The organism is Sphingopyxis panaciterrae (assembly GCF_011762125.1).
Taxonomy (GTDB): Bacteria; Pseudomonadota; Alphaproteobacteria; order Sphingomonadales; family Sphingomonadaceae; genus Sphingopyxis; species Sphingopyxis panaciterrae.
Genome location: NZ_JAASQN010000003.1, coordinates 385,074 through 411,192, shown reverse-complemented (window position 1 = coordinate 411,192; position 26,119 = coordinate 385,074). Strand labels below are relative to the sequence as shown.

Below are 26,119 nucleotides of genomic sequence, written 5' to 3'. Positions count from 1 at the left end.
GATGGCGTTGATCCAGCTCGCCTCGCTGTTCGAGGAACAAAAGCGGTGGCTTGTCACCGACAGCGGGCTCAGCAAGGATGCGCTGCACATCTATTTCGGGATGACCCTGTTCATCCTGGTCCGCCTGCTGTGGCGCTGGCGCGGCGGATGGGTGATCGCATGGCTCGCGGTCGTCGCCATGGCCTGCGGCGGCGAATATCTCGACATCGCGGCGGAGGCGAACCGGGCGGCGATCCAGCCCGACGCCGCGCATTGGCACGACATCTGGAATACCGCCTTCTGGCCGACATTGCTGATGCTGGTCGGGCGCTGGCTGCAGCCCGCGCCCAAAGCCCCGCCGCCTTCGCCCGCCGCGACGGACGCTATGCCGGCGACAAGCTCAGGCGAGAACGCCGAGCGCCGCCTCGAACAGCCGTAGCCCGTCGGTGCCGCCGTGCGCGCGGTCGATCGCGCGTTCGGGATGCGGCATCATGCCCAGCACATTGCCCGCATCATTGAGCACGCCGGCGATGTCGCGCGCCGAGCCGTTGACCGCATCGGTATAGCGGAACGCAACGCGCCCCTCGCCCTCGACCCGGTCGAGCGTTGCGGCGTCGGCGAAATAATTGCCGTCATGGTGCGCGACGGGGATGTTGAGCGTCTCGCCGGCGTCATAGGTGGCGGTGAACAGCGACTGGCTGTTCTCGACCTTCAGCGCCACGGTGCGGCAGACGAAGTTGAGCCCCGCGTTGCGCATCAATGCCCCCGGCAGCAACTGCGCCTCGGCCAGCACCTGAAAGCCATTGCATACGCCAAGCACGGGGACGCCGCGGCCCGCCGCGTCGGCGACGCTGCGCAGGATCGGCGACCGCGCCGCCATCGCGCCCGAACGGAGATAGTCGCCATAGGAAAAACCTCCGGGCAGCGCGATGAAGTCGATGCCGTCGGGCAATTCCGTCTCGCGGTGCCAGACCATCGCCGGGGCGCGGCCGGTCACTTTTTCGAGCGCGACCGCCATATCGCGATCGCAGTTGGATCCGGGAAAAACGATGACGGCGGTCTTCATGGACTTGCTCCTCGGGCCGGGGGTCAGGCGCGTTCGATGCGGTAGTTTTCGATCACCGTGTTGGCGAGCAGCTTCGCGCACATCGCATCGAGATCGGCATCGCTGACGTCGTCGGCCACCTCGAGTTCGATAAAGCGGCCGGCCCGCACGTCGCTGACGCCGCCGAAGCCGAGACCTTCGAGCGCATGATGGATCGCCTTGCCCTGCGGGTCGAGCACCCCGGGCTTGAGCGTCACATAAACCTGAACTTTCATGGGATCGCACCTTTATCGTCGGGGGCGGAGAAGATGGGCGCGCCTATGCCCGCGAATCACCCAAAGGGCAAGGGCAGGAACGGAGGACGGGAACGGGCCCCGCTCCTTCGAAAATGCGCCTTTTCGGATTGCGAACCAGTCGCATCTTTCTTGTTGCGAATCCGTCGCACTATCCCTACATCGGCTTTGTTGAGAGGGATTCGCATATGGTCGTCTGTGTCTGCAACGCAATAAGGGAAAGCCAGCTGCGCGACGTCGCGCGGAGTGGCCAGTTGCGGTGCGCCAAGGAGGCTTATGCGCAATTGGGTCGCAAACCCAAGTGCGGACAATGCCTGTCATTCGCTCGCAATATCATCAGCGACGTCGCCGCGACCGCCTGATTTTTCTTGGTTTTCCGCCATTTTTGACCTTGGCCTGATGGGGCCGGGGCGCCTATAATGCGCTCACCCCATTCCCGAGACAAAATGACAGGACTGACACCATGAAGGGCGACGAAAAGGTCATCGATTTTCTGAACGAGGCGCTCAAGAACGAGCTGACCGCGATCAACCAATATTGGCTGCATTATCGCATGCTCGACAATTGGGGCGTTGCCCGCCTCGCCGCGTTCGAACGCGAAGAGTCGATCGACGAAATGAAGCATGCCGACAAGCTGGCAGATCGCGTCCTCTTCCTCGGCGGCCTCCCCAACTTCCAGCTGCTCGGCCGCCTCCGCGTCGGCGAAACGGTGGAAGAAATCCTGCGCGCCGATCTTGCGGTCGAGGAAGAAGCGATCCCGCTGCTCAAGGACGCCATAGCGCATTGCGAAAGCGTGCGCGACTATGTCAGCCGCGACCTGTTCGCCGACATCCTCGAAAGCGAGGAGCATCATGTCGACGAACTCGAAAAGCAGTTCGAGATGATCGAACGCATGGGAATCGAAAATTATATCCAGTTGCAGTCGAAGCCGGTGAGCGACGACTGATTCGGACGCCGTCATCCCGGCGAAGGCGGGATGACGGAGCCGGAAAAACCGCGGTTTTCAGGGGCGTTTTCGAGCGCCTCTTTTTTTGCTTGTATTTGCGAATAATTCTCAATAGCACAGTCGGGCAGTCCCCTCCTGCCGGCCGCTGCTTCGCGCAGCGGCCGGCATCTTTTTCCGCCCCGGACCGGACTGCATCAACAAGACCGGGCGGCCGCGGGAGGCATCATGGAAAGCAGCGAACTCGTCCGCCAGTTGACCCAGCAGCCCCTGGTCCGCGATCTCACGGTCGAAGCGGCGCAGGCGGTGCTCGCGCTGCGTTACTGCATTCTCTGCCGGCGCAGCGAACGCGATCCGATGCCCGAACTCGAACGGCGCTGGGGCAATATCCTCGCGGCGCGGCGTTACCGGCTGGTGGTCGAGGCGATCGGCCATATCTGGCCCGAACCCTTTGCCGTCGCCCCGCCCTGCTGCCCGCGCGTCAGCTTCGACGAGGCGCTGCTCGCTGCGATGGTCGGCGCTGCCTCGCGCGGCGACCGCGTCCACTTCGATTGGCTGACCGCCGAAATGCTGGGCGGCGACGCACGCGAAATGCTCTTCGTCGCCCTCGAAAACTTCATCCGCGCCCGGGCACCGGGCCGCGTCGGCGGGCTGTAGGCGGGAATTCAGGTTCGCGGAATCGATGACCGCTTAGGGATGAGGAGCGGACGTTCGGTCCTTCCCTGCGTACCCCGGGAACGGCCGCTTCCGGCCGTAAGCAGCCCTCCACTACTTCCCCGCCTTGTCGCTCACCGCCTTGATCACCAGCGCCTTGTCGTCGACCAGATAGCGCCGCGCGAGCGCTTGCAGCTGCGCCGGCGTCGTCTTCTCGACCTCGGAAATACCGTTACGGCTGCGGTCGAGCCGGGCGGCGTGGGTCGCCGCTTCGGTGACATAGGGCAGCCAATAGCCATTCTCGCGCCGCGCCTTGGTCATCGCCTCGACCAGCGGCTGGCACGCGCGGCCGAGCAGGTCGGCGTCGATCGGCGTGTCGCGCAGTTCCTTCGCGATGCCGAAGATCGCCGCGCGCGTCGTCGCCAGATCCTTGTAATCGATATTGCTCGCCGCGAAGAGGAAGCCATAGCCCGGATAGTCGCTCGACAGGCTCGCCGCTGCGCCGGGGCTGTAGCTTTCGCCGAGCTTCTCGCGCAACTCCTCGGTCAGCATCAGCTGCATGACGCGCGACAGCAGGTTGAGCTGCATCGCCTCGGCGAGGTCGCTATCGTCGCGCGCCGGCCAATAGACGCGCAGTTCAGCCTGCTCGGCCGGCCCCTTGTGGATCAGCGTGCGCTCTTTCAGATCGGCGGGATATTGACGCACCCGCGCGTCGGTGCGCGGGTCGAAGGCGGCGCGGCGTTCGGGAAGCGCGCCGAAGGTCGCGGCGATCGCATCGATCGCCGCCTGTTCGTCGATATCGCCGACGACGCCGATCTCGATCGCGCCATGCGCGAAGCTGTCGCCGACCGCCGCCTTCAGCCCGGCCCAGTCGAGCGCCATCACCTTGGCGAGCGGCGGGGTCATTTCGCGCGGATCGTCGTTGGCCAGGATTCCGCCCGCATCGCGCGCGATCACCGCCGACGGCGTCGCGTCATTCGCGGCATATTGCTGCGGCAGATAGCGGCGGATCAGCGCCAGCCCGTCGGCGCGATAGCCGGGGTGGACCAGATAGGCGGCCATCAGCTTCGCCTGCAGCGCGAAATCGTCGGGCGAGGTCAGCGCGCTGCCGCCGAAGGCATCGGTGTCGCTGCCGAAGGACGGACTCACCGTCTTGCCCGCAAGAATGGTGCGCAGTTCGTCGAGGCTGTGCGCCTCTAGCCCGCCGAGGCTGATCGACCCGGCAAGCGCGACCTTCGTCGGATCGTCGCGCGTCGCGAGCAGTTCGCCGCCGTCGACGCGCATCGACAGATAGATTTTGTCCTTCTGGAAATCGGTCTTCTTGATGTTGAGCATCACATTGTTCGCGAACCGGACGCGGCGGATGCCAAGGTCGTCGATCCGGTCGTCGGCGACCACCTTTCCGGGGGTGCCGAAATCATCATAGGCGAAGGCGCTGCTCGCGGCCTCGGCAGGCGCGGCGACGGCGACCTGCTGCGCCGCGCGAAGTTCGGCGAGGATCGCCGCGGTGCCGCCCTCGACGGGCGTTTTCGACGTCACATGCGCCAGCGGCGCGCTCAACCCCGCGACGCGGTTGCGGAACGCCGCGCTGACCGTTTCGGCGTTCAGCGTCGGCGCGGTCGCATCGAACAACGCCTGCGTCGTTTCGGGACGGACGACGACAAAATCGCCCTCGGCGGCAGAGATCAGCACATCGGCCATCGTCTCGCTGCGCCGCGTCGTCACCCCGGCGACGGCATTTTTGAGCGACGTGCGGCGATTGGCGATCTGCTCGTCTACCTCTGCCTGGGTAAAGCCATACTCTTCTGCGCGGCGCAGTTCCTGTTCGACGAGCGCGATCGCTTCCTTCCACGCCCCTTCCTTGGCGACCGCGCCGACGGTGACCTGGTCGAAGACCTTCCACCCCGCCGCTTCGCTGAAATAGCCGGCCAGGATCGGCGAATCCTCGCGCAGCGCGATCTTTGCGAGACGGCGGCTGACGATCGCCTCGCCAACCTCTTCGGCAAGGTTCTTCGCGCGCTTTGCCTTGGTGTCGGCCTCCTCGACCCAAGGCTTGAACGCGGTGACGGTCACCGCGTCCTGAATCGCAGGATCGACGAAATCGTCGGCGGCCGACGGCCGCTTGTAATCGATCGTCCCGATATCGGGGTCGGGGCCCGCGGGCCCGCGTCCTTTCCAGTCAGCAAAGCGCGCCTTGATCTTCGCCTCGACCGCCGCCGGGTCGAAATCGCCGACCATGACCAGCGTCGCGCGTTCGGGGCGATAATAGCGATCATAGATATCGCGGATACGTGCCGCGGGGGCGGTCCTGATTACCTCTTCGGTGCCGACCGGGATGCGGCTCGCGACGCGCATGCCGTCCATCTGGAAACCGAGCTGGTCGATCAGGCTGCGCAATTGATAGGTATCGCGCGCGCGCCGTTCGGACAGGATGATCCCGCGCTCGCGGTCGACCGCCGCCGGGTCGATCGTCACCTCGCTCGCGGTTTCGCGCATCAACATCAGCCCGGTGTCGATCAGGTCGTCCGATGCATTGGGCAGGTCGAGCTTGTACACGGTGTCGTCGAACCCGGTGACGGCATTGGTGTCGGCACCAAAGGCCAGCCCCTTGCGCTCGAGCAGCTTGACCATCTCGCCCTCGGGAACATTGGTCGATCCGTTGAACACCATATGCTCGAGGAAATGGGCCAGCCCGCGCTGGTCATCAGCCTCGGCGAAGCTGCCGACGTCGAAGCGCATGCGCAGCACGACACTGTCCTTGGGCGTGCTGTTCTTCAGCAGCGCATATTTCATCCCGTTCGGCAGCACGCCAAAGACGATGTTCGGATCGACCGGCACGTCGCTCGCGGCGAAATTCCACGCCTTGGCGGCATCGGTCTGCGGATTGACCGCAACATTTGCCGACGCGGGCGGCGACGCCTGCCACGCCAGCGCGGCGGGTGTGCAAACGGCGAGGAGGATCAGGGGCGACAGGGCGGTCGAGGCGCGCCGGACAAGGGATGATGTCATGCACCGATGGTGGCCATCCGGCAGCGGACGGTCAAGCCGCCGTCAGGCGATGTGCTGAACGCTTTCGACAGACGACATGGGATCGCGCTGGCTCGCCTTTGCGGCGTAGAGCGCGCGGTCGGCAAGCTCGAACAATTTCTTCGCGGTCGTGCCGCCGTCGGGCCAGATCGCGACGCCGATGCTGGCCCCGACGCGGATCACCTGCCCCTCGATATGATAGGGCGCGGCGAGGGCCGACAGGATATGGTCGGCGATCGAGGTATTCAAGAGCAGCGATCCCGCCGGAACAAGGATCGCGAATTCGTCTCCGCCCTGCCGCGCCACCGTCGCATGGCCGCCGCACGCGCGGCACAGGCGCTCGGCGACTTCGCAGAGCAGGAGGTCGCCAACGGCGTGGCCGTGCCGGTCGTTCACCGGCTTGAACCCGTCGAGATCGAGCAAGGCGATGGCAAACAGGCCGTCGCCGTCGGCCGCGGCGATTTCCTCGTCCAGCCGCATGTCGAATTCGCGGCGGTTCGACAGGCCGGTCAGCGGGTCGGTATGCGCCAGCTCGCGCATCTGGCGCTGGAGCTGGAGCAGGTCGATCAGCTGGCCGTGCTGCTGGATCATCATGCGCAGCAGGAACAATGTCGCGACGACCAGACTGGTGCCCGCGGCAATCTCGGGCGGGTGCCCGGAAAACAGCATGAGCAGCGAGATCGGCACCAGCCCGATCGACAGGTTGACGAAGGTCGCAAGACGGATCGACGACAGGCAATAGGCGGTCGCGAGCGATCCCATCGCCATGATCATCGCATAATAGGCATGTGCTTCAGGCGGCGCGGCGAGCCAGTTGATCACCGTCCAGATGCTGCACATCGCTCCCATCGATCCCGACAGCCAGGTCGATTCCTTGACCACCCGGCGCGCGCGGCGCGGGCTCATCTTGCGCCCGCGATTGTGCATCAATACGCCGAAGCCGAGCAGGCAGACGACCGCCAGGATAACCGGGAAACCGATCCGGATGAACGGATGGACGGTCGCGACGCCGGCATAGATGGCGGTCGGCGTCGTCGCCGCGAGCATCAGGAACAGCATCGGGGTCAGCGTTTCGACGCGATAGGCACGCAGCAACGCGACATCATCCCGGATCGCCTCCGGAATCGGCGGGAAGAACCGCCGCTGCACCCTCTGATAGACCCCCGTCATGACGGGGGGATAGCGTGTCAGGAGTAAAACATCGGTTAAGGAAGGAAGCGGCGGCTTTTCCTTCATTTGGCAGTGTTCCCGCGGCGCGCTGCTTGCGGCATATTAACCATGTCCAGACAGCCGATGCCGAGACACGGATCGCAGCGGGGAATGTGAAACGGCCCGTCGCCCCGTGGGGGCCGCAAACCGGTTAGCTGCCCTTTTTCTTCCGGTGGCTTTCCAGGTCGAGCACCGCATTCTCGCTGCCCTCGGGCAACAGGCCCAGCCGGCGCGCGACTTCCTGATAGGCTTCGACCTCGCCGCCGAGGTCGCGGCGAAAGCGGTCCTTGTCGAGCTTTTCGTTCGTCGTCATGTCCCACAGACGGCAGCCGTCGGGGCTGATTTCGTCGGCCAGGATAATGCGGCTGAAATCGCCTTCGTAAAGGCGTCCGAACTCCAGCTTGAAGTCGACGAGGCGAATGCCGACCGCGGCGAACATGCCCGACATGAAGTCGTTGATGCGGATTGCCATATCCTGGATGTCATGAAGCTCTTCCTGACTGCACCAGTTGAAGCAGGCGATATGCTCCTCGGCGACCAGCGGATCGCCAAGCGCATCGTCCTTGTAGCAATATTCGATCAGCGTGCGGGGAAGCTGCGTGCCTTCCTCGATGCCAAGCCGCTTCGACAGCGTACCCGCCGCGACGTTGCGCACGATCACCTCGATCGGCACGATCTCGACCTGCCGGATCAACTGCTCGCGCATGTTGAGGCGCCGGATGAAGTGATGCGGCACGCCGATATTGCCGAGCAGTGTGAACACATGCTCCGAAATCCGGTTGTTCAGCACCCCCTTGCCACTGATCGTGCCCTTTTTCTGCGCGTTGAACGCAGTCGCGTCGTCCTTGAAATACTGGATCAGCGTGCCCGGTTCGGGGCCTTCGTACAGGATCTTGGCCTTGCCTTCGTAAATCTGGCGGCGACGGGACATGGGCGCAAACTTTCTGTCGGAACCAAATGAATGACCCCGGCGAAAGCGACTCAGCGAGGCGCGGTGCCGGGGCAGTTCGGGGGCCTATAGCGACAAAGGTCGCGCGCGTCATCCCCGGCATCGTGCCGACCAACTTACGTTTACGTCAACTAGAGCTTGCGCTCGCTGCCATCCCTTGCGACCTTGCCCGCAAAGCAAGGAGAGAGAGATGAGCTACGACCAGATTCGCCTCGACAAGCACGAGGGCATCGCGCTGTTGACGCTGTACCGGCCCGACCGGATGAACGCGTTCACCGGCGAGATGATGCTGGAGATCATCGCCGCGCTCGACGATTGCGACGCCGACGATGGCGTGCGCGCCGTGATTTTCACCGGATCGGGCGACAGGGCCTATTGCGCCGGAGCGGACCTCGGCGCCGGCGGAGCAACCTTCGATTATGACAAGCGCAACGACCGGCAGGCACTGCTCCCGGACGGGACCCCGGCGAGCCCGGTTGCCGAAGACGGCACGATCGACTGGTCGCACCCGCTGATCCGCGATGCCGGCGGACGCGTGTCGATGCGCATCTTCGAAAGCAAAAAACCCGTGCTCGGCGCGATCAATGGCGCCGCGGTCGGCATCGGCGCGACGATGACGCTGCCGATGGATGTCCGCCTCGCCAGCGACACCGCGCGCTACGGCTTCGTCTTCGCGCGGCGCGGGATCGTGCCCGAAGCGGCGTCGAGCTGGTTCCTGCCGCGGCTGGTCGGCATCCAGAATGCCGTCGACTGGTGCTATTCGGGGCGGTTGATCGGTGCGCAGGAAGCGCGGGAAAAAGGCCTTGTCCAGTCGGTCCACGCGCCGGGCGATCTCATCGACGCCGCAATTGCCAAGGCACGCGAATTCACGTCCGACAGCGCCCCCGTGTCGGTCGCTTTGACGCGCCACATGATGTGGCGGATGCTCGGCGCGCCGCACCCGATGAGCGCCCATCGCTGGGACAGCCGGGTGATCTTCTCGCGCGGCCGCAGCCCCGACGCTGCGGAGGGGGTCACAAGCTTCCTCGAAAAGCGCCCGCCGAATTTCACCGCGAGCGTCGCGAACGACTATCCGTCGTTCGGCGAATTCGAGGACGCGCCGCCTTACGGGTGATTACACCACAGGGACATTGACGGGTCTGCTAGCTGTCAGGCGAGTGTCGGCTTTGGGGTAGGAAGGTGACTGTCTGCTTCGGTGCGAGCATATGTAGAAACCGGACGCAAATGCTGGCAAAGTCTGTGTATGAAGCATGATCGCCTTTGCGCCATAGGGCATAACCTCGCAGATTCGATGGCCAGTGGCTTGGGGTTCGTGATTGGCCACTACCCCATGGATGTATTTGGCGAAGCGGCGTCATCTCCAGAAGCATTGATAGAAGTCGATTTTCTCAACGGTCGCGTTGTGCGTGGAAAACCGTCAGGCAGCCTCGAAGTTGCTGTCGCTCTCTTCGCGGAGGCTCTGCCCGAATTTTGTGAGAGTAACGGGGCACAGGCGGCAGACTTCAAGGTCTTGTCTGCGACCTTTGATACAACCCCACTTGGGCAGCGAGTGTTACTTTTGGTAACCGACCAGAGCGGTCGTAGCTCTACAACCGAGTATCGAGGCGTTCCATTGAAGCGTCTCCAAGTTTTAGACCGCCTCGGGCGCATCCGGAAAAAACCAAGGCAAGTCGGTGCCGCGATCCAATGACCGTCCGATAACAGTACGCTCTGGCAATCACTGGAATGGCGAAAACCGGCCGATTCCTGCCGTTCCTCCGCTCCTCGTCATCCCGGGCTTGACCCGGGATCCCGCTTTTTTAGGGCGCCAGCGGTTTTCGAGGTCAAGCGGGACCCCGGATCAAGTCCGGGGTGACGATGGACGGGACGGCAACTCCCGGCCGCAAACCGCCGAAAGCTCCCTATTTCGCCGGCTTCTTCGATGCATTAAGCGCCACCGCCTCCTTCACCAACGCCTTGAACGCCTTTTCATCGACCGCGTCACCCTCGCCGATATCGATCGCGCGCCGCATGTTCCCGTCAAGGCTCGAGTTGAACAGCCGGGCGGGATCGTCCAGCGCGGCGCCGTTCGCAAAGGTCAGCTTGACCTTGTCCTTATACGTCTCGCCGGTGCACAGGATGCCGCGATATTCCCATACCGGCACGCCCATCGGGTTCGACGGCTTGCGCCACTTCACCGCTTCGACCACCTCGGGCTCGGCCTCCCCGATCAGCGCGCGCATCCGCGCCAGCGCCGCACCGCGCCAGTCGTCCAGCCTGGCAATCCGCGCGTCGATCAGGTCGGAAGGATTTTCATCGTCGCTCACATTTTCTCTCCCGGCAGCCGGCTCGCCTGCTTCACCCAGTCGGTGAAAAGCGCTTCGTCGAATTCCTTCTCGTGAATATGATAATAGCGCGTGTCGGCGACCTTCGACGCGACCGGCGGGACCGGATCCAGCGACTGACCGCGAAAGAAGGTCACCTTGATATATTTGTCGAAGCAATGAAACGCCGCGAACCAGATGTCCTTGTCCAGGCCATAAAAGGGCGTGTTCCACTTGACCGCTTTCCGGACGCCCGGAACCGCCGCCGCGATCAACGCATCGATCCGCTCGCCGGTCGCGCGCTTCCATCCCGGCATCGCCGCGATATAGGCCTGCACCGGCGCATCGCCATAACCCTTCGCGATTTGCGGATTGCCGCCCGACAGCAGCTTCGGTGCCTTCTGCGTCATGAATCTACTCCTGCACGCCTTTGCGGCGCCGGACGATATAGGGCAGCGCAAACAGGTAAAGCCCGGTGACCGTCAGCAGGAAAAGCGGCGCGAGCGGCAGGTAATAGACCCACTGCACCGGCTCATTTCCCGTGCCGAGCGTCGCAAAGATAGCGACGACGATCGCGGTGAAGAGGATCGATATCCAGCGGTGAAACTGCCGGATCCACAGATTCCAGTTCATCGAAAATTCCTTCTTGTCCGTTCAATCGAGCCGCGCGACGGCCTTCTCGAGATTTTCGAGATGGATGCGCCAACCGCTCTTGGCGCCGCCGAACGCCTGCTTCTGATCGGGGCGGAAACCGACTTGTTCCATGCGGAGCAGCGTCCCCGCGCCAGTCGGAACCAGCGTGAAGGTGACGACACTCTCCAGGCGATAGGCAGGATCGTCATGCGCATGGTTCCAGCTGTAGGAAAGCGTCCGCCCCGGATCGACGTCGAGGATCTCGCAATCGACATGGCCCCAGTCGCCACGCAACTGGAAGCGGTGGCCGGGATCGAGGCCAAAGTCGTTCTTCATCAGCCATTCCTCGATCAGGTGCGGCTGCGTCAGCGCGCGCCACAGCTTTGCGGGCGGGTACGGCATTTCGCGCTCGACGGTCACGCTACGCACGCCGGTATCGGTCATTGATCCATCCTTTTGAGCAAATCTTCGAGGTCGTCGAAGCGCGCCTCCCAGAAGGGCGCCATGCGGCCGGTCCAGTCGACGAGCGGGGCGAGCGCGCGCTGCTGCGCGCGATAATGCGTCTGCCGCCCCTCATGCCGGTCGAGCACCAGTCCCGCTTGCTTGAGCACCGCGAGATGCTTCGACACCGCAGGCTGCGAAATGCCGGCGCCCGAAGTCAGCCCCCCTACCGTCTGCTCGCCATCGAGGCAAAGCCGCTCGAACAGCGTACGCCGGGTCGGATCGGCAAGCGCCCTGAAAAGAAGGTCGGGAGAAGCAGGCATAATATATAACTCACTGGCTATGAATTCTCATAACCATTGAGTTATGGATGTGTCAAGCGGGGTCGTATTTCCGCCTGCCGTGCGCCGCCGTCATGCTGTGCGTCCCCGAGAGCGCCGGGGCGCGCGTGCGCACGCCTTCGACATTGTGCCAGTTCGCGGTCACCCGATCGCGCGTCAGTGCGACGCTGACATAACCGCGGTCCTTGGTGTTCGCCCACTGGAGCTGCGGCGACGATGCGCGCAGCGCCTTGACGCGGACATCGTCCGCTATGCCGGGCGTATAGGCCTCGAACCCCGGCGAGGTGACGCTGTGGCCGCCGACCTCGATCCCCGCCGGCCGGCCGTCGTACGCCAGGTCGAACGCCCAGGCATTATGGCTGTCGCCCGCCAGCGTCACCAGATCGGCATCGGCCGCCTGCGCCGCAGCGAGCAACCGGTCGCGCGCCGCCGGATAGCCGTCCCACGCATCCATGTTGAGCGGCAGCCCCGCCTTCGCCGCGAGTTGCGCCGCCCCGACGCGGCGGCGGACGGCCGCGGACGGATTGGCGCCGAACCATCCCGCCGATTCGGGCGGCGTGAACAGGCTGCCCATCACGATCTGCTGCGCGCAGACCTGCCAGCGCGTCCCCGCCTTGGTCGACGCCGCGAAACCGTCGAACAGCCATTTCTCCTGATCGCCGCCGAGCAGCTGGCGCGCGGGATCGCGGTATGCGGTTTCGGCAAAGCGCTTGAGCTTCGCCGCCGCATCGCCGCCGCCCGCGATGATCTCTTCGACCTCGAACTGTCGGTCGCGCGCGGTGATCCGCGTTTCGGGAAGGAAGATCGTCGCCAGGTCGCCGACCTGATAATGGCGCCAGCGCGTGTCGGCGACGGGCATCCATTCGCGGTAGGCGCGCTCGGCGGCGGCTTCGCGCGCGCGCCATTCGCCCTCGCCGTCATTATGGTTTTCGGCGCCGCCCTTCCAGCTATCGTTGGCGAATTCATGATCGTCCCACTGCGCGATCATCGGCAACAGCTGGTGCAGCCGCTGCAGGTCGGGATCGGCACGATAGGCGGCATAGCGAAGGCGATAGTCGGCCAGCGCGATCAGTTCGTGCGCCGGCTGCACCTCGCGCCCCGGCACCGCCTCCTTCAGCGACGGATAATCGCCGGCCGGATATTCATAGAGATAATCGCCGACGTGCAGGGCGAGGTCGATGTCGCCGCGCGCCGCGGCATGTCCATAGGCGTTGAACCAGCCGAACGGCAGGTTCGCGCAGGAAAAGAGCGCGATGGTAAAGGCGCTCGTCGGCCCCGCAGGCAGCGTCCGCGTGCGCCCGGTGACCGTTTTGGTGCCGTCGGGCGCGACGAAGCGATAGAAATACCAGCGCCCGGGTTCGAGCCCGTCGACCATCAGCTTCGCCGTGTGATCATGCTCTCCCAGCGCCGTGACGCTGCCGCCGCCTGCGATCCGGGCGAAATCGGGGCTTTCGGACAGTTCCGCCGTCAGCACGCTATCGTTCGCCGCGGCATAGCGCGTCCACAGCAGCACCGAATTGGCCCCCGGCTCGCCGCTCGCGACGCCATGGGTGAAGCCCTGCGCCGCCGTCGCCGACGCCGCGCCCGGCAAGCCCAGCGCCGCGAGACCCGCGGTGCCAAGCTTGATCAGCAGACGCCGGTCGATTTCGCCCCACAACTCGTGCATCGCAATCCTCCTTTGTCGCGGCCGCCGGTTGCTTGCCCGGTTTTTGTTACGCCTTTTCGTTACCCCATCACCCCCAGCGCGAGCAGCAGCAGCATGAAGGTGATGACCGCATAGAGGCTGAAGAACAGCAGCAAGGCCGTGCGCACCAATGCGCCCAGGCGCGACGAGCGATAGGCGTCGCGCAATTGGCGATACATATGGAAGGGCACGTAAAATATCGCCGCGAAGATCGCGAGGTCACCGAGGATTGTCAGGTTGAGCAAGCGCACGACAACGAAGAGCAGCAGCATGAAGCTGATCGAATAGGTGACGAAGACGAAATGATCATAGGTATGGAAACGGCGGCTGAACGGAAACAGCAGCCACATGAAGGGCAGCGACAGCGGGATCAGCGCCCAGGCGAATTTATACGCATTGGCCTGTAATTTATAGAGGACGAGCGCCGGGTTCGCGATCGCCTTTTCCATGCCATGATCGATGAATGCGACCCCGGTATCGATTCTGGTCCGCGACAGGAATTCGACGCTGGTCATCACCTGATCGCGGGGGTCATCGAGCACCGGCGGCCCACGGTCGCGCTCGGCCTGGCTCAGTTCGCGCGCGACGCCCAGATAGTCGGCGCTCTTCTGGAGCGCCGCGCGTTCGTCCTGCAGCCGCTGATGCTCTTCGCGCGGCAAATCCTTCCGCAACAGTGCGGCATCGACGCGATCGACCTCCTGCTCGAAACTCTCCTTCAGCGCATTGGCGCGCGTCTGTTCTGCGGCGACCTTGGCGATCCCCTCGCCGACCCCGCCGCCGCTGCCGACCATCGCTAGCACCGCATAGGTCAGGAAGACCGCGAACAGGAACAGCGCGAGCGGCGAGATGAAGCGCGCCCGCTCGCCATGAATATAGCGCCGCGTCAGATCGCCCGGCCGCCAGGCAAGCAACGGCAGCGTGTTCCAGATCTTGCCCTCGAAATGGAAGATCGCATGGACAAGGTCGTGGCCGATCGCGCCGAAGCTGCGGTGCACATCGGCCTTCTGCCCGCAATGATGGCAATGCGGGCCGGCGAGACCGGTGCCGCAATTGAGGCAGCGCGCGCCGGCATGCGCACCTCCGCCACCATGCCGCGGCTCGACCGCATGCCCCGCGAGGCCCGCCGTCACTGCCGCCCCGATCGCTTCAATATCCCCGCTCATCGCCCCTAGGTAGCAGCCGATGCCGAAGGCGCAACGGGACTTTCACCGCCGCGCCAAAGCGTGATAGGGCGGCGCCATGAACGCCGAAGCCCTGATCTTGAGCCCGCTTGCCGATGCCGACACGCTGATCGCCGAAATGGGCGCGCGCGCGCGCGCCGCAGCGAAGAAGCTTGCCGTAGCGCCGACGAACGGAAAGGCGGCCGCCCTGGCGGCCGCGGCCCGGCATTTGCGTGCCGGCGCCGCGGCCATATTGGACGCCAATGCCCGCGACATGGCGGCCGGAAAGGCGGCCGGCCTCACCGCCGCGATGCTCGACCGGCTGCGGCTCGACGAAGGCCGGCTGGCCGACATCGCCGACGCGGTCGAAGCGGTCGGTCAATTGCCCGACCCCGTCGGCGCCGAAATCGACCGCAGCACGCGCCCGAACGGCATCGAACTGGTGCGCGTCCGCGTTCCGCTCGGCGTCGTCGGCATCATCTATGAAAGCCGCCCGAACGTCACCGCCGACGCCGCGGCGCTCGGACTGATGTCGGGCAATGCCGTGATCCTGCGCGGCGGCAGTGAGGCGGTCCATTCGAACCGCGCGATCCATGCCGCGCTCGCGGCGGGGCTGGAGGAAACGGGCCTGCCCTTCGACGCCATACAACTGGTGCCCACGCAGGATCGCGCCGCGGTCGGCGCGCTGCTGCGCGCGCAAGGGCTGATCGACATCATCATCCCGCGCGGCGGCAAGGGCCTGGTCGCGCGCGTCCAGGACGAAGCGCGCGTGCCGGTGCTCGCGCATCTCGACGGGATCAATCATCTCTATATCGACGCCGCCGCCGATCCGGCCAAGGCGGTCGCATTGGCGGTCAACGCCAAGATGCGCCGCACCGGCATCTGCGGCGCGACCGAGACGATATTGATCGACCGTGCTTACGCCGCGCCGCTGGCGATCGTCGACGCGCTGGTCGTCGCGGGATGCGAAGTGCGCGGCGACAAGGCGGTCGCAGCGCTGAGCCCGCACGTCGATCCCGCGTCGGCGGGCGACTGGGACTGCGAATATCTCGATGCGATCGTCTCGATCGCCATCGTCGACGGCATCGATGGCGCGCTCGCGCATATCGACGCCCACTCGAGCCGCCACACCGACGCGATCGTTACCGAAGACAGCGCCGCGGCCGACCGCTTCCTCGCCGAAGTCGACAGCGCGATCGTCATGCATAATGCCTCGACGCAATTTGCGGATGGCGGAGAATTCGGCCTCGGCGCCGAAATCGGCATCGCAACGGGGCGGCTGCACGCGCGCGGCCCGGTCGCGCTCGAAGGGCTCACCACCTATAAATGGCTGGTGCGCGGGAGCGGCCAGACGCGGCCTTGAATCATTTGTATACAAATGATACATTGCATTCATGACCAAGCATTCCGTCATTTCCGCGCGCGTCGATGCCGACACGATGGCGCTTGTCGATAATATTGCGGCGGCACAGGGGCGCAGCAGAGCCTGGCTCGTGGCCCAGGCGGTACGCGAATATGCGGAGCGCGAAGCGGAAATGCTCGCGTTCATCGAGGAAGGCGAACGGTCTGCGCGCGAAGAACCGCTCATCTCTGCGGATGAAATGCTGGACTGGATCGCTGCCAAACGCGAAGAGATTCGAGCCAAGCGCAATAAAGACGCTGCGTGACTCCCGTTCGCTGGACGCAGCTTTCGCGCGAAGATCTGAACGCCTTTGTGAACCGACAAATAGAGACCGATTTCGAAATCGCGGAGGCTCTTCTTGAAGAAGCCGCGCGCGCGACGATCTTCCTCGCAACATCTCCTCGGGCGGGAACACCGTTCGCACCGGGTCGCCGCAAATGGCGTCTGGGAAAATTGCCTTTCGCGTTGCTTTATAATGTCGATGCGAAGCGCGTTCTCATTCTTCGCACTGTCCATCTCCAGAGCGACTGGCAAACCCTGCCATGATCCCCACCGGCCTCCTCGGCGGCAGCTTCAATCCCGCGCATGGCGGGCATCGTGCGATCAGCCTGGGTGCGATCGACGCGCTCGGGCTCGACGAACTGTGGTGGCTCGTCTCTCCCGGCAATCCCTTGAAGCCGAAATCCGGCATGGCCCCGCTCCCCGCCCGCCTCGGTTCGGCCCAGCGCATGGCGCGGCGCGCGCCGATCCGCGCCACCGCGATCGAGGCCGAGCTCGGGACGCGCTACACGGTCGATACGCTCAAAAAGCTCGTCCGCCGCTACCCCGATCGCCGCTTCATCTGGATCATGGGCGCCGACAATCTGGTCCAGCTGCCCCAATGGCGCGACTGGCGGGAGATTGCCCGATTGATGCCGATTGCGGTTGTCGCGCGTCCGGGCTATAATGATCGCGCCCATGCAAGACGTGCGATGGGATGGCTGCGGCGATTTGTCCGGCCCGCAGACCAGAAAACCCATTGGACGAACTGGAGACCGCCTGCCCTCGTGTTCCTGCGATTTTCGCCCGATGTGCGATCCGCAACTGCGATACGGCAGGCCAACCCCCGCTGGTTCGAACGCTATGAAGGCCGCGCGATGCGCGACCCGCTGACGCGTTCGTGGCTGGTGGGACCGACCAGGAAAGGACGCATTTGATCTCCGCCGACAAGGGTGCCGCGCCCGGCGCCGCACCCGCCCCCAAGTCTTCGGACGCCAGCGTGGAATTGCTCCACGCCCTGATTCTCCACCAGCTGGATGAGGACCAGGCCCAGGAAACCATCTCCATCCCGCTTGCCGGCAAAAGCAGCATCGCCGATCATATGGTGATCGCGAGCGGCCGGTCGACGCGCCATGTCTCGGCGATCGCCGACAAGCTGGCGCAGCGGATCAAGCAGGAAGCAGGCCGCAGCGTCCGCGTCGAAGGCTTGCCCAACGCCGATTGGGTGTTGATCGACGCCGGCGACGTCATCGTCCACCTGTTCCGTCCCGAGGTGCGTAGCTTCTACAACCTCGAACGCATGTGGTCGTTCGGCGACGCGCCGCCGGTCGTCGCCGCAAATTGACGTCCGCCCCGCCTACCAGCTAGGCGGACGTTCATGTTATTGCACATCATCGCGCGGGGGCGCATCGGGCGCGGGCCCGAGGCTGAACTGGTCGAGCGCTATATGAAGCGCGTAACCTGGGCGCAGAAGATTTCGGAGCTTCCCGACACGGGCGGGCGCCTGCCTGCCGCCGCCGATAACAGCCGCACCATCCTGCTCGACGAAGGCGGCGATCAGATGTCGTCGCTCGAATTCGCCAAACTCCTTGAAAAATGGCGCGACGGCGGGGTGCGCGAGGCGCGTTTCTGCCTCGGCGCCGCCGACGGCTTTACGCCCGAGGAGCGCGAAGGCGCCGACAAGGTCATCGCCTTCGGCCGCGCGACCTGGCCGCACCTGATGGCGCGGGCGATGCTGGCCGAGCAATTGTGGCGCGCGACGAGCATCGTCGCGGGGCACCCCTATCACCGCGAGGGCCGGCAATGAGGCGCAGCTTTGCGACACTGGCGCTCGGCGCACTCCTCGCCGGCGGCGCATTGGCGGTGGCGCAGAGCGATGTATTCGATCCCGGCGTCATCGCGGCGCGCGAGCGCGAGCAGTTGCTCGCCGCCAAACAGCAATCGATCGAAGCGATGGCGCGCAGCGCGACGCTGGAAACCCAGGCCGCGGCCGCGTCGAACCAGGCCGACCGGCTGAAGAAGCGCAGCGCTGCGCTGGCCGCGCGCATCCAGTCGGCCGAGGCCGATATCAGCGCCGGCGAAGCGCGCGTGTCGCTCGTCCGTCGCCGCCTCGCGGCGCAGGAAACGCGGCTGGCCGAGCAGCAGCAACCCCTGCTCGAACTCACCGCCTCGCTCCAGCAACTCAGCCGCCAGCCGCCGGTGAGCGTGCTCGCCCAGCCAGGATCGCTCACCGACATGGTTCACGCCCGCGCCGTGCTCGACGCGGTCATGCCGGTGATTGACCGCCGTACCGCCGGGGTACGCCGCGAACTCGCCGCGCTGCGCACCGTCCGCCAGCAGCAGGCGGTGGCACTCGCGGCGCTTTCCGCGAGCAAGGCTGAGCTGGCCGGGCGGCGCGACGCGCTGACCCGGCTCGAAAATGAAGGCCGGCTCCGCTCGCGCGAGCTGATGAGCAGCGCCCGGCTCGAAGCCGACCGCGCGCTGGGGCTCGGCGAAAAGGCGCGCGATATCGTCGAACTGATGGACGCGCTCGAAGAGGATGGCGCGGTGCGCGCCGAGCTGGCCGAACTGGCAGGTCCGGTCCCGCGCCCGCGCGACCCTGCCAGCGCCGCACCGAGTGCCGCCCCGCCGGTCGCCACCGAAGCCGAACTGACGCGCGGCGCCTATCGCCTGCCCGTCGTTGGCCGCATCGTCGAGGGCCTTGGCGAGGTCAATGAAAGTGGCGTGCGATCGCGCGGAGTCACCGTCGCGGCGCAGCCCGGCGGACAAGTGGTGGCGCCCGCCCCCGGCCATGTCAGCTACGCCGGCGACTATCGCGGTTATGGCAAGATCGTCATCATCGACCATGGCGGCGGCTGGACGACGCTGCTGACCGGGATGATCGGCCTGTCGGTGGCGGTCGGCGATTCGGTCGATGCCGGCGCGCCGATCGGCCGGGCGGGATCCGACGACAGCCGGATCACCGTCGAACTGCGCCGTGGCGGGCGGCCGGTCGACATCGTCGCGATGCTGGGATGAAGCGCGCGATTAAGCCGCCGTTCGGCAATTGCTCCGTATCGGGATGCGGCGCTTGACCCTCGCGTAAATGCATTGGAGGATGGCGCTCCGGGGTTTATAAGGCGGGGCATTCCGCTTGTCCGAAAGACGATCATGACCGAAACGACCAAGATTTCTGCCAGTCCCAGGCGCCGCTTCGCGCTGTGGCAGGGCGCTGCCGCGCTCAGCACGCTCGCGCTGGTCCCCCTCGCGACGGGCGCGATGGCCAGCGTCGATGCGTCGACGCAGGCGGAAATCGCGCGCTTCATGGACGTCTATCTCGAAGTGAAGGCCAATTATGTCGAACCGGTCAGCGACGACAAGCTGATCGAAGGCGCGATCAACGGCATGCTCGCCAGCCTCGATCCGCATTCGGGCTATCTCGACGCGCGCGGCTATTCCTCGCTGCGCACCCAGACCGAGGGCGAATATGGCGGGCTGGGCCTGTCGGTGACGATGGAGGACGGCGTGGTCAAGGTGATCGCGCCGATGGCCGACACCCCGGCGGACCGCGCCGGGATCAAGGCCGGCGATTATATCACCCATATCGGCGGCCAGCTGATTTTCGGCATGACGCTCGACGAAGCGGTCGAACAGATGAAGGGACGCCCGGGCACCAAGATCGACATCACCGTCGTGCGCGAAGGCCGGGACAAGCCGATGGAACTCTCGCTGACGCGCGAGATCATCGACCTGAAACCCGTCAAATGGGAGGTGAAGGGCGACGTCGGCGTATTGACCGTCGCCAGCTTCTCCGCCGACGCGACGACCGACCTCAAGGCGGCGATGCTCGCAGTCGAAAAGTCGCTGGGCAAAAAGCCGCGCGGCTGGATTCTCGACCTGCGGTCGAACCCCGGCGGGCTGCTCGACGAGGCGGTCGGGATCAGCGACCTGTTCCTCGAACGCGGCGAAATCGTATCGCAGCGCGGCCGCAAGAAGGGCGATACAGAGCGCTATTTCGCCGAACCCGGCGACGTTGCGCAGGGCGCGCCGGTCGTCGTGCTGATCGATTCGGGATCGGCCTCGGCCTCCGAAATCGTTGCCGGCGCGCTGCAGGACCAGCATCGCGCGCTGGTGATGGGCGAACGCAGCTTCGGCAAGGGATCGGTGCAGACGGTGCTGCCGCTCACCGACACCACCGCGCTCCGCCTGACCACTGCGCGCTATTACACCCCCTCGGGCCGCAGCGTGCAGGAAGGCGGCATCGCCCCCGACATTCGCGTGCCGCAGCTGTCCGATCCCGATTATGCGTCGCGGCCGAAATTCCGCGAAAGCGATCTCCGCCGCCACCTGATCAACGAAAAGAAGGTCGACGACGGGCTGCTCGAAAAGGACGAAAAGGCCGATCCGCGCTTCACCGAAACCCCCGAACAGCTGAAGGCCAAGGGGATCGACGATTATCAGCTCTATTATGCGCTGCAGACGATCGGGCGGATCAATCCCGCCCCCCGCATGGCCCAGGGCACCAAACCGCCCGCCGCCAAGCCGACGCAGCGTAACTGAGGCCCGCCGCCGATGCTGAATTCGCGCTATGCCGCGCCGGCCGCCGCCTTCGCCGTGCCGCTGTTCCTCTACGGCGGCGCGCTGGTGTCGCAATATGGCTTCGGCCTTCACCCTTGCGAAATGTGCTATTGGCAGCGCTGGCCGCATCAGGTCGCGATGATCCTCGCCGCGCTCGCGCTGCTGCTGCGCCGGAACGACGCCGCGATGCGCGCGCTCACCCTGCTCGCCGCCGTCGCCATCGCGATCAGCGGCGCGATCGGCATCTTCCATGCCGGGGTCGAATATGGCTGGTGGGAAGGCCTGACGACGTGCAGCACGGGCGCGACCGGGCCGGTTTCGCTAAGCGATATCATGGCGGCGCCGATCGTCCGCTGCGATGTCGCACAATGGACGCTCGGCGGCGTCTCGCTCGCCGGGTTCAACGCGATCTTCTCGCTCGCCGGCGCCGCATTCATCCTCTCGCTGCTTCGCCGGCCGGGCCGCGCACGATGAGCGATAAAAGCGATCCGCGCACCGCATCGATGATCCGCGTCGACCAGGCGGGCGAATATGGCGCGACGCGCATCTACGCCGGTCAGCTCGCGGTGATGGGCGATCGTCACCCGATAGCGCGCGAGATCGCGCATATGGCCGAACAGGAGCAGCGTCACCGCAAATATTTCGACGCGATGGTCGCGCGGCGCGGCGTGCGGCCGACCGCGCTGCACCCGGTGTGGAACGTCGCGGGCTTCGCGCTCGGCGCGGTGACCGCGGCGATGGGCCCGCGCGCCGCGATGGCCTGCACCGCCGCGGTCGAGACCGAAATCGACCGCCATTACCGCGACCAGCTCGATGAACTGGCGGACAGCGACCCCGAACTCAGCGCCGCGGTCGCCGATTTTCGCGCCGAGGAACTGGAGCATAAGGAAAAGGCGCTCGCCGCCGGCGCCGAACAGGCCCCCGGCTATCCGCTGCTCAGCCTTGCCATTCGCGCCGGTTGCCGTGCAGCCATCGCGCTGTCCAAACATATCTGATAGAAGATCATATGCCTGCCCGTTCAGCGCGGATGCAGGACCCCGATGCCAAAGCCGAACGGCACGCATGATGAAGGAACGATCGATGACCCGCCTCCCCCTGTTCGCGCTGATTCTCGCCGGCAGCGCCGCCGCCCTGCCCGCCGCGGCGCAGGAAACGACGGTCGAAGGCGAGAAGATCAACCAGGTCATCGTCTATGGCGACGACAAGTGCGAACAGTCGAGCCCCGATGAAATCGTCGTTTGCAGCCGCCTGCCCGAGACCGAACGCTACCGCGTGCCGCAGATATTCCGCGGCGGCAGCGTGCTCGACCCGCGCAACGAGGCGTGGGCGAACAAGATCGTCGCGCTCGAACGCGTCGGCCGCTTCGGCACCGACAGCTGTTCGCCGGCCGGTCTCGGCGGCTTCACCGGTTGCACCCGGGCGCTGGTCGATGGCGCCAAGGCCGAACGCAAGGCGGCGGACAAGACCGACTGGCAGACGATGATTGCCGACGAACGGGCAAAACGCATCGCGGGCATCGACGCCGCGTCCGACGAAGTCGAAGCCGCGGTGGTGGCCGAGGAAAAGGCGCTCGCCGAACGCCAGCGCCGCGCCGCCGAACTCGAAGAACGCGGCGGTGCGCCCGAGGCGGATGCCCCGGCCCCCGACGCCGAACCGCTGCCGGTTCCGCCGCCACGCTAGCGTCTGTTCCACTGCCGGGGCCGAACTGTTTCAGTGCAACTGAAACAGGCTCCATGCCCTGCGACTCGGCGGACAGCCTCCTCGCCCGGCCTCCCCGCCCGGCGCCTTTTTGACGACCATCAACCGGCGACAGCTGTTCGCTTTTGACCGCTCGGCGCATTTTGTTGCGAATCCGGGGCGGATCGAGCGCGAAAATTAACGAATCGCCAGTAGCTTGTCTTGACTTGGTAATAATTGGCTGAAAACTAGGTGTTTCTGGGAATCGCCAGCCGGGGAGGCTGAAAAAATGGCATCAGCATTTGGACCGCGCCTGTTCCGGCGCTCGACTTCCAGCGTGCCCGCGGCGCGCAGCCTGGGCCGCCGCATGACGCTGCACGCCGCGACCGCACTGATCGCCTTTGCCGCACTGCAAATCTGGCTGGTGTCGAGCGCGATTGCCGCCGGTGCCCCGTCGATGCTGACCATCGTCGCGCTCGTCTTTCTGCTCGCGATCGCGGTGCCGGTCGCGCGATTGACCGAACGGCGCTGGTATCACCTCAGCCGCCAGGCGCTCGCCAGCTGGGGACTCCACGCCCGTTTCCGCCGCGATGTCCGCCGCCTGTGGGTCGCCGCACTGACGCTGCCCTTCCTGTGGGTCAGCGGCGCGATGGCCGCCACCGACGCCATCGCCGCGATCGTCAAATAATCCATCGTCGTCATCCCGGATGCGTCACCCCCGCCCTGATCCGGGGGGCCGGGACCCATTCCAGCGTTGCGTTGTTGGACCCCGGATCAAGTCCGGGGTGACGAGGATTGTTGCTTTAGATTTTGACGCTTTGCCGCGCGCCGTCTAGGGCGCGGCGATGCTGACTGTTGCCGAAGCCCTCGACCGCGCACAGATGCTGTGCGACGCCGCGACCAAAGCCGGCGCCGACGCCGCCGACGCGCTCTATTATTGCAACGCCGCGACCTCGGTCTCGATGCGCCTTGGCGCGCTCGAGGATGTCGAGCGCTCCGAAGGGCAGGATATTTCGCTGCGCGTCTTCGTCGGCCAGCGCAGCGCGAGCGTATCGACCGCCGATATGGACGCCGGCGAGCTGGCCAAACTGGTCACCCGCTGCGTCGCGATGGCGCGCGAGGCGCCCGAAGATCCCTACGCCGGCCTTGCCCCCGAAAATTTACTGTTCAAGGGCCGCGTTCCCGATCTCGACCTCGACGACGGCAGCGAAGCCGACCCGCAGGCGCTGCGCGAGGCGGCGCTGACGGTCGAGGAAGCCGCGCGCGCCGTCGACGGCGTCACCAACAGCGAGGGCGGCACCGCCAGCCACAGCCGCACCCGCTTCGCGCTCGTCACCAGCCACGGCTTTGCCGGCGGTTACGGATCGAGCGGGCACAGCCTGTCGGCCAGCGTCATCGCGGGCGAAGGCGCGGGCATGCAGCGCGATTATGGCTGGCACAGCGCGCATTATCTGTCCGATCTCGAAAGCGTCGCCGATATCGGCACCCGTGCCGGCACCCGCGCCGTCGCGCGCCTTAATCCCGGCAAGGCGCCGGTCGGCAAGGTGCCCGTCGTCATCGACCCGCGCGTCGGCAGCAGCATCGTCGGCCATCTGCTCGGCGCGATCGCCGGTCCCGCCGTCGCGCGCGGAACCAGTTTCCTGCTCGGCAAGGAAGACCAGATGCTGTTCGACAGCAGCATCGTCATCCGCGACGAACCGCACCGGGCGCGGGGCCTGCGCAGCCGCGCCTTCGACGGTGAAGGCCTGCCGACCGCAGCGCGCGACATCGTCGCGAACGGCAAGATCACCGGCTGGCTGCTCGACACCGCGTCAGCGAAACAGCTCGGCCTCGCGCCCACCGGCCATGCGAGCCGCGGCGGCGGCGCATCGGGGGTGAGCGCCAGCAACCTCCACCTCGCGACCGGTACCCGGTCGCCCGCAGCGCTGATCGCCGACATCAAGACCGGCGTCTATCTGACCGAATTGATCGGCCAAGGGGTCAATCCGGTCACCGGCGACTACAGCCGCGGCGCGTCGGGCTTTGTCATCCGCGATGGCCAGATCGCCGGGCCGATCGCCGAATTCACCGTCGCCGGCAACCTCGTCGACATGTTCGCGGCGCTGATCCCCGCCGACGACCTGGAGTTCCGCCACGGCACCAACGTCCCCACCATCCGCATCGACGGCATGACCGTCGCCAGCAGCTGATCCCCGCGTGCCTGGCCGCAACCTGGAAGCGGTGATTGCCGCGACGCGCGAGGTCGGCGACATGGCGATGGCGCGCTGGCGCGGCGAGGGAAAGGCGGTCAACGTCTGGAATAAATCGCACGACAATCCGGTCAGCGACGTCGACCTGGCGGTCGATGCGCGATTGAAGGCGGTGCTGGGGGCGATGGTCCCCGAAGCCGGCTGGCTGTCGGAGGAAACCGCCGACAGTGCCGATCGCCTGTCATGCCGCGCGATGTGGTGCGTCGACCCGATCGACGGCACGCGCGATTTCATCCGCGGCCGTCCGGGATGGTGCGTATCGGTGGCGCTGGTCGTCGACGGCGCGGTCGAAATCGGTGTCCTCTATGCCCCGGCGCTCGACGAACTGTGGGTCGCGCAGCGGGGCCAGGGCGCCCTCCTCAACGGCGAAACGCTGCACGCCAGTTCGCGCACCGTCTTCGCCGGCGCGCGGGTGCCCGCCGACAGCCTGCCCCGCGTCGACAGCGACCTGGTCATCGTCACCAAGCCGAACAGCATCGCGCTGCGCATGGCGCTCGTCGCCGACGACCGCGCCGACCTCGTCGCGACCTTGCGCTGGGGTTTCGAATGGGACGTCGCCGCCGCGGCGCTGATCGCGACCGAGGCCGGCGCGACGGTGACCGATGCCTTTGGCGACCCGCTCGTCTTCAACACCCCGCGCGCGCAAGCCTTCGGCGTCATCGCCTGCTCCCCTGGGATCCATGCCGCGGTGGTCGACCGCTTGCACGATCGCGCCGTCGCGTTGACGTCGAAGGTTTGACCGGAGCGCCGCAACCCGCCGCACTTCGCTTGACAATCGACCCGACTCACCTTAGTTGCGCCCTATTCCGACATCTTGACCGGACGGCGAAGCGCGCCTGCGCATCGTGGTCCGTTTTTTGCGTTGGAAACCAGACGCTTTGAGATGGGGCCGATTGCCAAGGCCCTGTGGAGCAGGAGAAAGTACCTAATGGCACGTATTGCGGGCGTCAATTTGCCCACCAACAAGCGCGTTATCATCGCTCTTACCTACATCCACGGCATCGGTCGCAAGACCGCCGTCGACATCGCCGACAAGCTGGGCATCGACCACAGCCGCCGCGTCCAGGACCTCAGCGACGCCGAAGTTTTGCAGATCCGCGAAACGCTCGACGCCGACCACACGGTCGAGGGTGATCTTCGCCGCACCACGGCGATGAACATCAAGCGCCTGATGGACCTCGCCTGCTACCGCGGCCTGCGTCATCGCAAGGGCCTGCCGGTCCGCGGCCAGCGCACGCACACCAACGCGCGCACCCGCAAGGGCAAGGCGAAGCCGATCGCCGGCAAGAAGAAGTAAGGTTCCGGCGCGTCCGAT

Annotated in this window: 33 protein-coding genes; 21 read left to right on the top strand and 12 right to left on the bottom strand. The window is 65.7% G+C overall.

Translation table 11 applies throughout. The features are described 5' to 3' along the window. Position 1: 1 nt before the first annotated feature. Complete coding sequence (locus FHR22_RS13985) at positions 2-418, top strand: hypothetical protein (RefSeq protein WP_208417701.1); 417 nt, start codon at positions 2-4, stop codon at positions 416-418. Here the strand turns inward: FHR22_RS13985 and purQ are convergent. Then, positions 380-1,045: a phosphoribosylformylglycinamidine synthase subunit PurQ gene (gene purQ, locus FHR22_RS13980; RefSeq protein ID WP_166943803.1), complete on the bottom strand. Its 666-nt coding sequence runs from the start codon at positions 1,043-1,045 to the stop codon at positions 380-382. The genes FHR22_RS13985 and purQ overlap by 39 nt on opposite strands. 23 nt (positions 1,046-1,068) lie before the next feature. Then, a complete protein-coding gene (gene purS, locus FHR22_RS13975; protein WP_054586440.1) occupies positions 1,069-1,299 on the bottom strand; it encodes a phosphoribosylformylglycinamidine synthase subunit PurS in 231 nt (76 codons plus the stop codon). A gap of 206 nt (positions 1,300-1,505) precedes the next feature. Between purS and FHR22_RS22350 the strand changes: the two genes are divergently transcribed. The 3 genes from FHR22_RS22350 to FHR22_RS13960 all read left to right on the top strand — a co-directional run bounded on the left by FHR22_RS22350 (position 1,506) and on the right by FHR22_RS13960 (position 2,917). Then, positions 1,506-1,679, top strand: a complete 174-nt coding sequence (locus tag FHR22_RS22350) for a (2Fe-2S)-binding protein (RefSeq protein ID WP_166943802.1) — start codon at positions 1,506-1,508, stop codon at positions 1,677-1,679. A 101-nt stretch (positions 1,680-1,780) separates the two neighbouring features. Continuing rightward, positions 1,781-2,263: a bacterioferritin gene (gene bfr, locus FHR22_RS13965; RefSeq protein WP_093509564.1), complete on the top strand. Its 483-nt coding sequence runs from the start codon at positions 1,781-1,783 to the stop codon at positions 2,261-2,263. A 225-nt stretch (positions 2,264-2,488) separates the two neighbouring features. Beyond that, positions 2,489-2,917 carry an addiction module antidote protein gene (locus FHR22_RS13960; RefSeq protein ID WP_166943800.1) on the top strand — a complete coding sequence of 143 codons (429 nt, stop codon included), beginning with the start codon at positions 2,489-2,491 and terminating at the stop codon, positions 2,915-2,917. Positions 2,918-3,028: 111 nt separating this feature from the next. Here FHR22_RS13960 and FHR22_RS13955 read toward each other — a convergent pair whose 3' ends face one another. From FHR22_RS13955 to purC, 3 genes are all read right to left on the bottom strand, one after another. Then, the gene (locus tag FHR22_RS13955) at positions 3,029-5,923 is read right to left on the bottom strand and encodes a M16 family metallopeptidase (RefSeq protein ID WP_166943798.1); all 2,895 of its coding nucleotides are present in this window, start codon (positions 5,921-5,923) and stop codon (positions 3,029-3,031) included. A gap of 42 nt (positions 5,924-5,965) precedes the next feature. Then, on the bottom strand, positions 5,966-7,111 hold the full coding sequence (locus FHR22_RS13950) for a GGDEF domain-containing protein (protein WP_208417700.1): 1,146 nt from the start codon (positions 7,109-7,111) through the stop codon (positions 5,966-5,968). 190 nt (positions 7,112-7,301) lie between these two features. Beyond that, on the bottom strand, positions 7,302-8,081 hold the full coding sequence (purC, locus tag FHR22_RS13945; protein WP_166943796.1) for a phosphoribosylaminoimidazolesuccinocarboxamide synthase: 780 nt from the start codon (positions 8,079-8,081) through the stop codon (positions 7,302-7,304). Positions 8,082-8,289: 208 nt separating this feature from the next. Between purC and FHR22_RS13940 the strand changes: the two genes are divergently transcribed. Together FHR22_RS13940 and FHR22_RS13935 are read left to right on the top strand one after the other, a co-directional pair. Next, positions 8,290-9,213 carry a crotonase/enoyl-CoA hydratase family protein gene (locus tag FHR22_RS13940; protein ID WP_166943794.1) on the top strand — a complete coding sequence of 308 codons (924 nt, stop codon included), beginning with the start codon at positions 8,290-8,292 and terminating at the stop codon, positions 9,211-9,213. A gap of 177 nt (positions 9,214-9,390) precedes the next feature. Next, complete coding sequence (locus FHR22_RS13935; protein ID WP_166943792.1) at positions 9,391-9,789, top strand: hypothetical protein; 399 nt, start codon at positions 9,391-9,393, stop codon at positions 9,787-9,789. Between the two features lie 211 nt (positions 9,790-10,000). Here FHR22_RS13935 and FHR22_RS22125 read toward each other — a convergent pair whose 3' ends face one another. From FHR22_RS22125 to FHR22_RS13905, 7 genes are read right to left on the bottom strand one after another with little or no spacing between them, the layout of a single operon-like run. Beyond that, positions 10,001-10,405, bottom strand: coding sequence for a DUF1801 domain-containing protein (locus tag FHR22_RS22125; protein ID WP_341786624.1), 405 nt, complete (start codon positions 10,403-10,405; stop codon positions 10,001-10,003). Continuing rightward, complete coding sequence (locus tag FHR22_RS22120) at positions 10,402-10,812, bottom strand: DUF1801 domain-containing protein (protein ID WP_208417699.1); 411 nt, start codon at positions 10,810-10,812, stop codon at positions 10,402-10,404. The genes FHR22_RS22125 and FHR22_RS22120 overlap by 4 nt, the downstream gene beginning before the upstream one ends. Positions 10,813-10,816: 4 nt before the next feature. After that, the gene (locus tag FHR22_RS13925; protein WP_166943788.1) at positions 10,817-11,035 is read right to left on the bottom strand and encodes a hypothetical protein; all 219 of its coding nucleotides are present in this window, start codon (positions 11,033-11,035) and stop codon (positions 10,817-10,819) included. Between the two features lie 21 nt (positions 11,036-11,056). Continuing rightward, the gene (locus tag FHR22_RS13920) at positions 11,057-11,479 is read right to left on the bottom strand and encodes an SRPBCC family protein (protein WP_166943786.1); all 423 of its coding nucleotides are present in this window, start codon (positions 11,477-11,479) and stop codon (positions 11,057-11,059) included. Next, the gene (locus FHR22_RS13915) at positions 11,476-11,799 is read right to left on the bottom strand and encodes an ArsR/SmtB family transcription factor (protein ID WP_166943784.1); all 324 of its coding nucleotides are present in this window, start codon (positions 11,797-11,799) and stop codon (positions 11,476-11,478) included. The genes FHR22_RS13920 and FHR22_RS13915 overlap by 4 nt, the downstream gene beginning before the upstream one ends. A gap of 52 nt (positions 11,800-11,851) precedes the next feature. Continuing rightward, on the bottom strand, positions 11,852-13,483 hold the full coding sequence (locus FHR22_RS13910) for an alkaline phosphatase D family protein (protein WP_208417698.1): 1,632 nt from the start codon (positions 13,481-13,483) through the stop codon (positions 11,852-11,854). 59 nt (positions 13,484-13,542) lie between these two features. Then, entirely contained in the window at positions 13,543-14,664 is a 1,122-nt protein-coding gene (locus FHR22_RS13905) for a DUF3667 domain-containing protein (RefSeq protein WP_166943782.1), read from the bottom strand. 76 nt (positions 14,665-14,740) lie between these two features. Between FHR22_RS13905 and FHR22_RS13900 the strand changes: the two genes are divergently transcribed. From FHR22_RS13900 to rpsM, 15 genes are all read left to right on the top strand, one after another. Further along, positions 14,741-16,024, top strand: coding sequence for a glutamate-5-semialdehyde dehydrogenase (locus tag FHR22_RS13900; protein WP_166943781.1), 1,284 nt, complete (start codon positions 14,741-14,743; stop codon positions 16,022-16,024). Between the two features lie 31 nt (positions 16,025-16,055). Further along, positions 16,056-16,328 (top strand): CopG family ribbon-helix-helix protein, encoded by a 273-nt coding sequence (locus FHR22_RS13895; RefSeq protein ID WP_166943780.1) that lies wholly within the window; start codon positions 16,056-16,058, stop codon positions 16,326-16,328. After that, complete coding sequence (locus FHR22_RS13890) at positions 16,325-16,609, top strand: type II toxin-antitoxin system RelE/ParE family toxin (RefSeq protein WP_166943779.1); 285 nt, start codon at positions 16,325-16,327, stop codon at positions 16,607-16,609. The genes FHR22_RS13895 and FHR22_RS13890 overlap by 4 nt, the downstream gene beginning before the upstream one ends. Then, a complete protein-coding gene (locus FHR22_RS13885; RefSeq protein ID WP_166943778.1) occupies positions 16,606-17,259 on the top strand; it encodes a nicotinate-nucleotide adenylyltransferase in 654 nt (217 codons plus the stop codon). Before FHR22_RS13890 ends, FHR22_RS13885 begins: the two co-directional genes overlap by 4 nt. Continuing rightward, complete coding sequence (rsfS, locus tag FHR22_RS13880) at positions 17,256-17,666, top strand: ribosome silencing factor (protein ID WP_208417697.1); 411 nt, start codon at positions 17,256-17,258, stop codon at positions 17,664-17,666. The genes FHR22_RS13885 and rsfS overlap by 4 nt, the downstream gene beginning before the upstream one ends. A gap of 33 nt (positions 17,667-17,699) precedes the next feature. After that, entirely contained in the window at positions 17,700-18,128 is a 429-nt protein-coding gene (locus FHR22_RS13875; protein ID WP_166943777.1) for a 23S rRNA (pseudouridine(1915)-N(3))-methyltransferase RlmH, read from the top strand. Continuing rightward, the gene (locus FHR22_RS13870) at positions 18,125-19,339 is read left to right on the top strand and encodes a murein hydrolase activator EnvC family protein (protein WP_166943776.1); all 1,215 of its coding nucleotides are present in this window, start codon (positions 18,125-18,127) and stop codon (positions 19,337-19,339) included. Before FHR22_RS13875 ends, FHR22_RS13870 begins: the two co-directional genes overlap by 4 nt. A 132-nt stretch (positions 19,340-19,471) precedes the next feature. Beyond that, positions 19,472-20,860 (top strand): S41 family peptidase, encoded by a 1,389-nt coding sequence (locus FHR22_RS13865; protein ID WP_166943775.1) that lies wholly within the window; start codon positions 19,472-19,474, stop codon positions 20,858-20,860. A 12-nt stretch (positions 20,861-20,872) separates the two neighbouring features. Then, entirely contained in the window at positions 20,873-21,352 is a 480-nt protein-coding gene (locus FHR22_RS13860) for a disulfide bond formation protein B (protein WP_166943773.1), read from the top strand. Continuing rightward, complete coding sequence (locus FHR22_RS13855; RefSeq protein ID WP_166943771.1) at positions 21,349-21,873, top strand: demethoxyubiquinone hydroxylase family protein; 525 nt, start codon at positions 21,349-21,351, stop codon at positions 21,871-21,873. The genes FHR22_RS13860 and FHR22_RS13855 overlap by 4 nt, the downstream gene beginning before the upstream one ends. A gap of 85 nt (positions 21,874-21,958) precedes the next feature. Then, positions 21,959-22,558: a hypothetical protein gene (locus tag FHR22_RS13850; protein WP_166943769.1), complete on the top strand. Its 600-nt coding sequence runs from the start codon at positions 21,959-21,961 to the stop codon at positions 22,556-22,558. A gap of 286 nt (positions 22,559-22,844) precedes the next feature. After that, positions 22,845-23,243: a hypothetical protein gene (locus FHR22_RS13845; protein WP_166943767.1), complete on the top strand. Its 399-nt coding sequence runs from the start codon at positions 22,845-22,847 to the stop codon at positions 23,241-23,243. 157 nt (positions 23,244-23,400) lie between these two features. Then, on the top strand, positions 23,401-24,744 hold the full coding sequence (locus FHR22_RS13840) for a TldD/PmbA family protein (protein ID WP_166943765.1): 1,344 nt from the start codon (positions 23,401-23,403) through the stop codon (positions 24,742-24,744). 7 nt (positions 24,745-24,751) lie between these two features. After that, positions 24,752-25,543: an inositol monophosphatase family protein gene (locus tag FHR22_RS13835; protein ID WP_166943763.1), complete on the top strand. Its 792-nt coding sequence runs from the start codon at positions 24,752-24,754 to the stop codon at positions 25,541-25,543. A 189-nt stretch (positions 25,544-25,732) separates the two neighbouring features. After that, positions 25,733-26,101, top strand: coding sequence for a 30S ribosomal protein S13 (gene rpsM / locus FHR22_RS13830; RefSeq protein WP_166943967.1), 369 nt, complete (start codon positions 25,733-25,735; stop codon positions 26,099-26,101). Positions 26,102-26,119 lie beyond the last annotated feature (18 nt).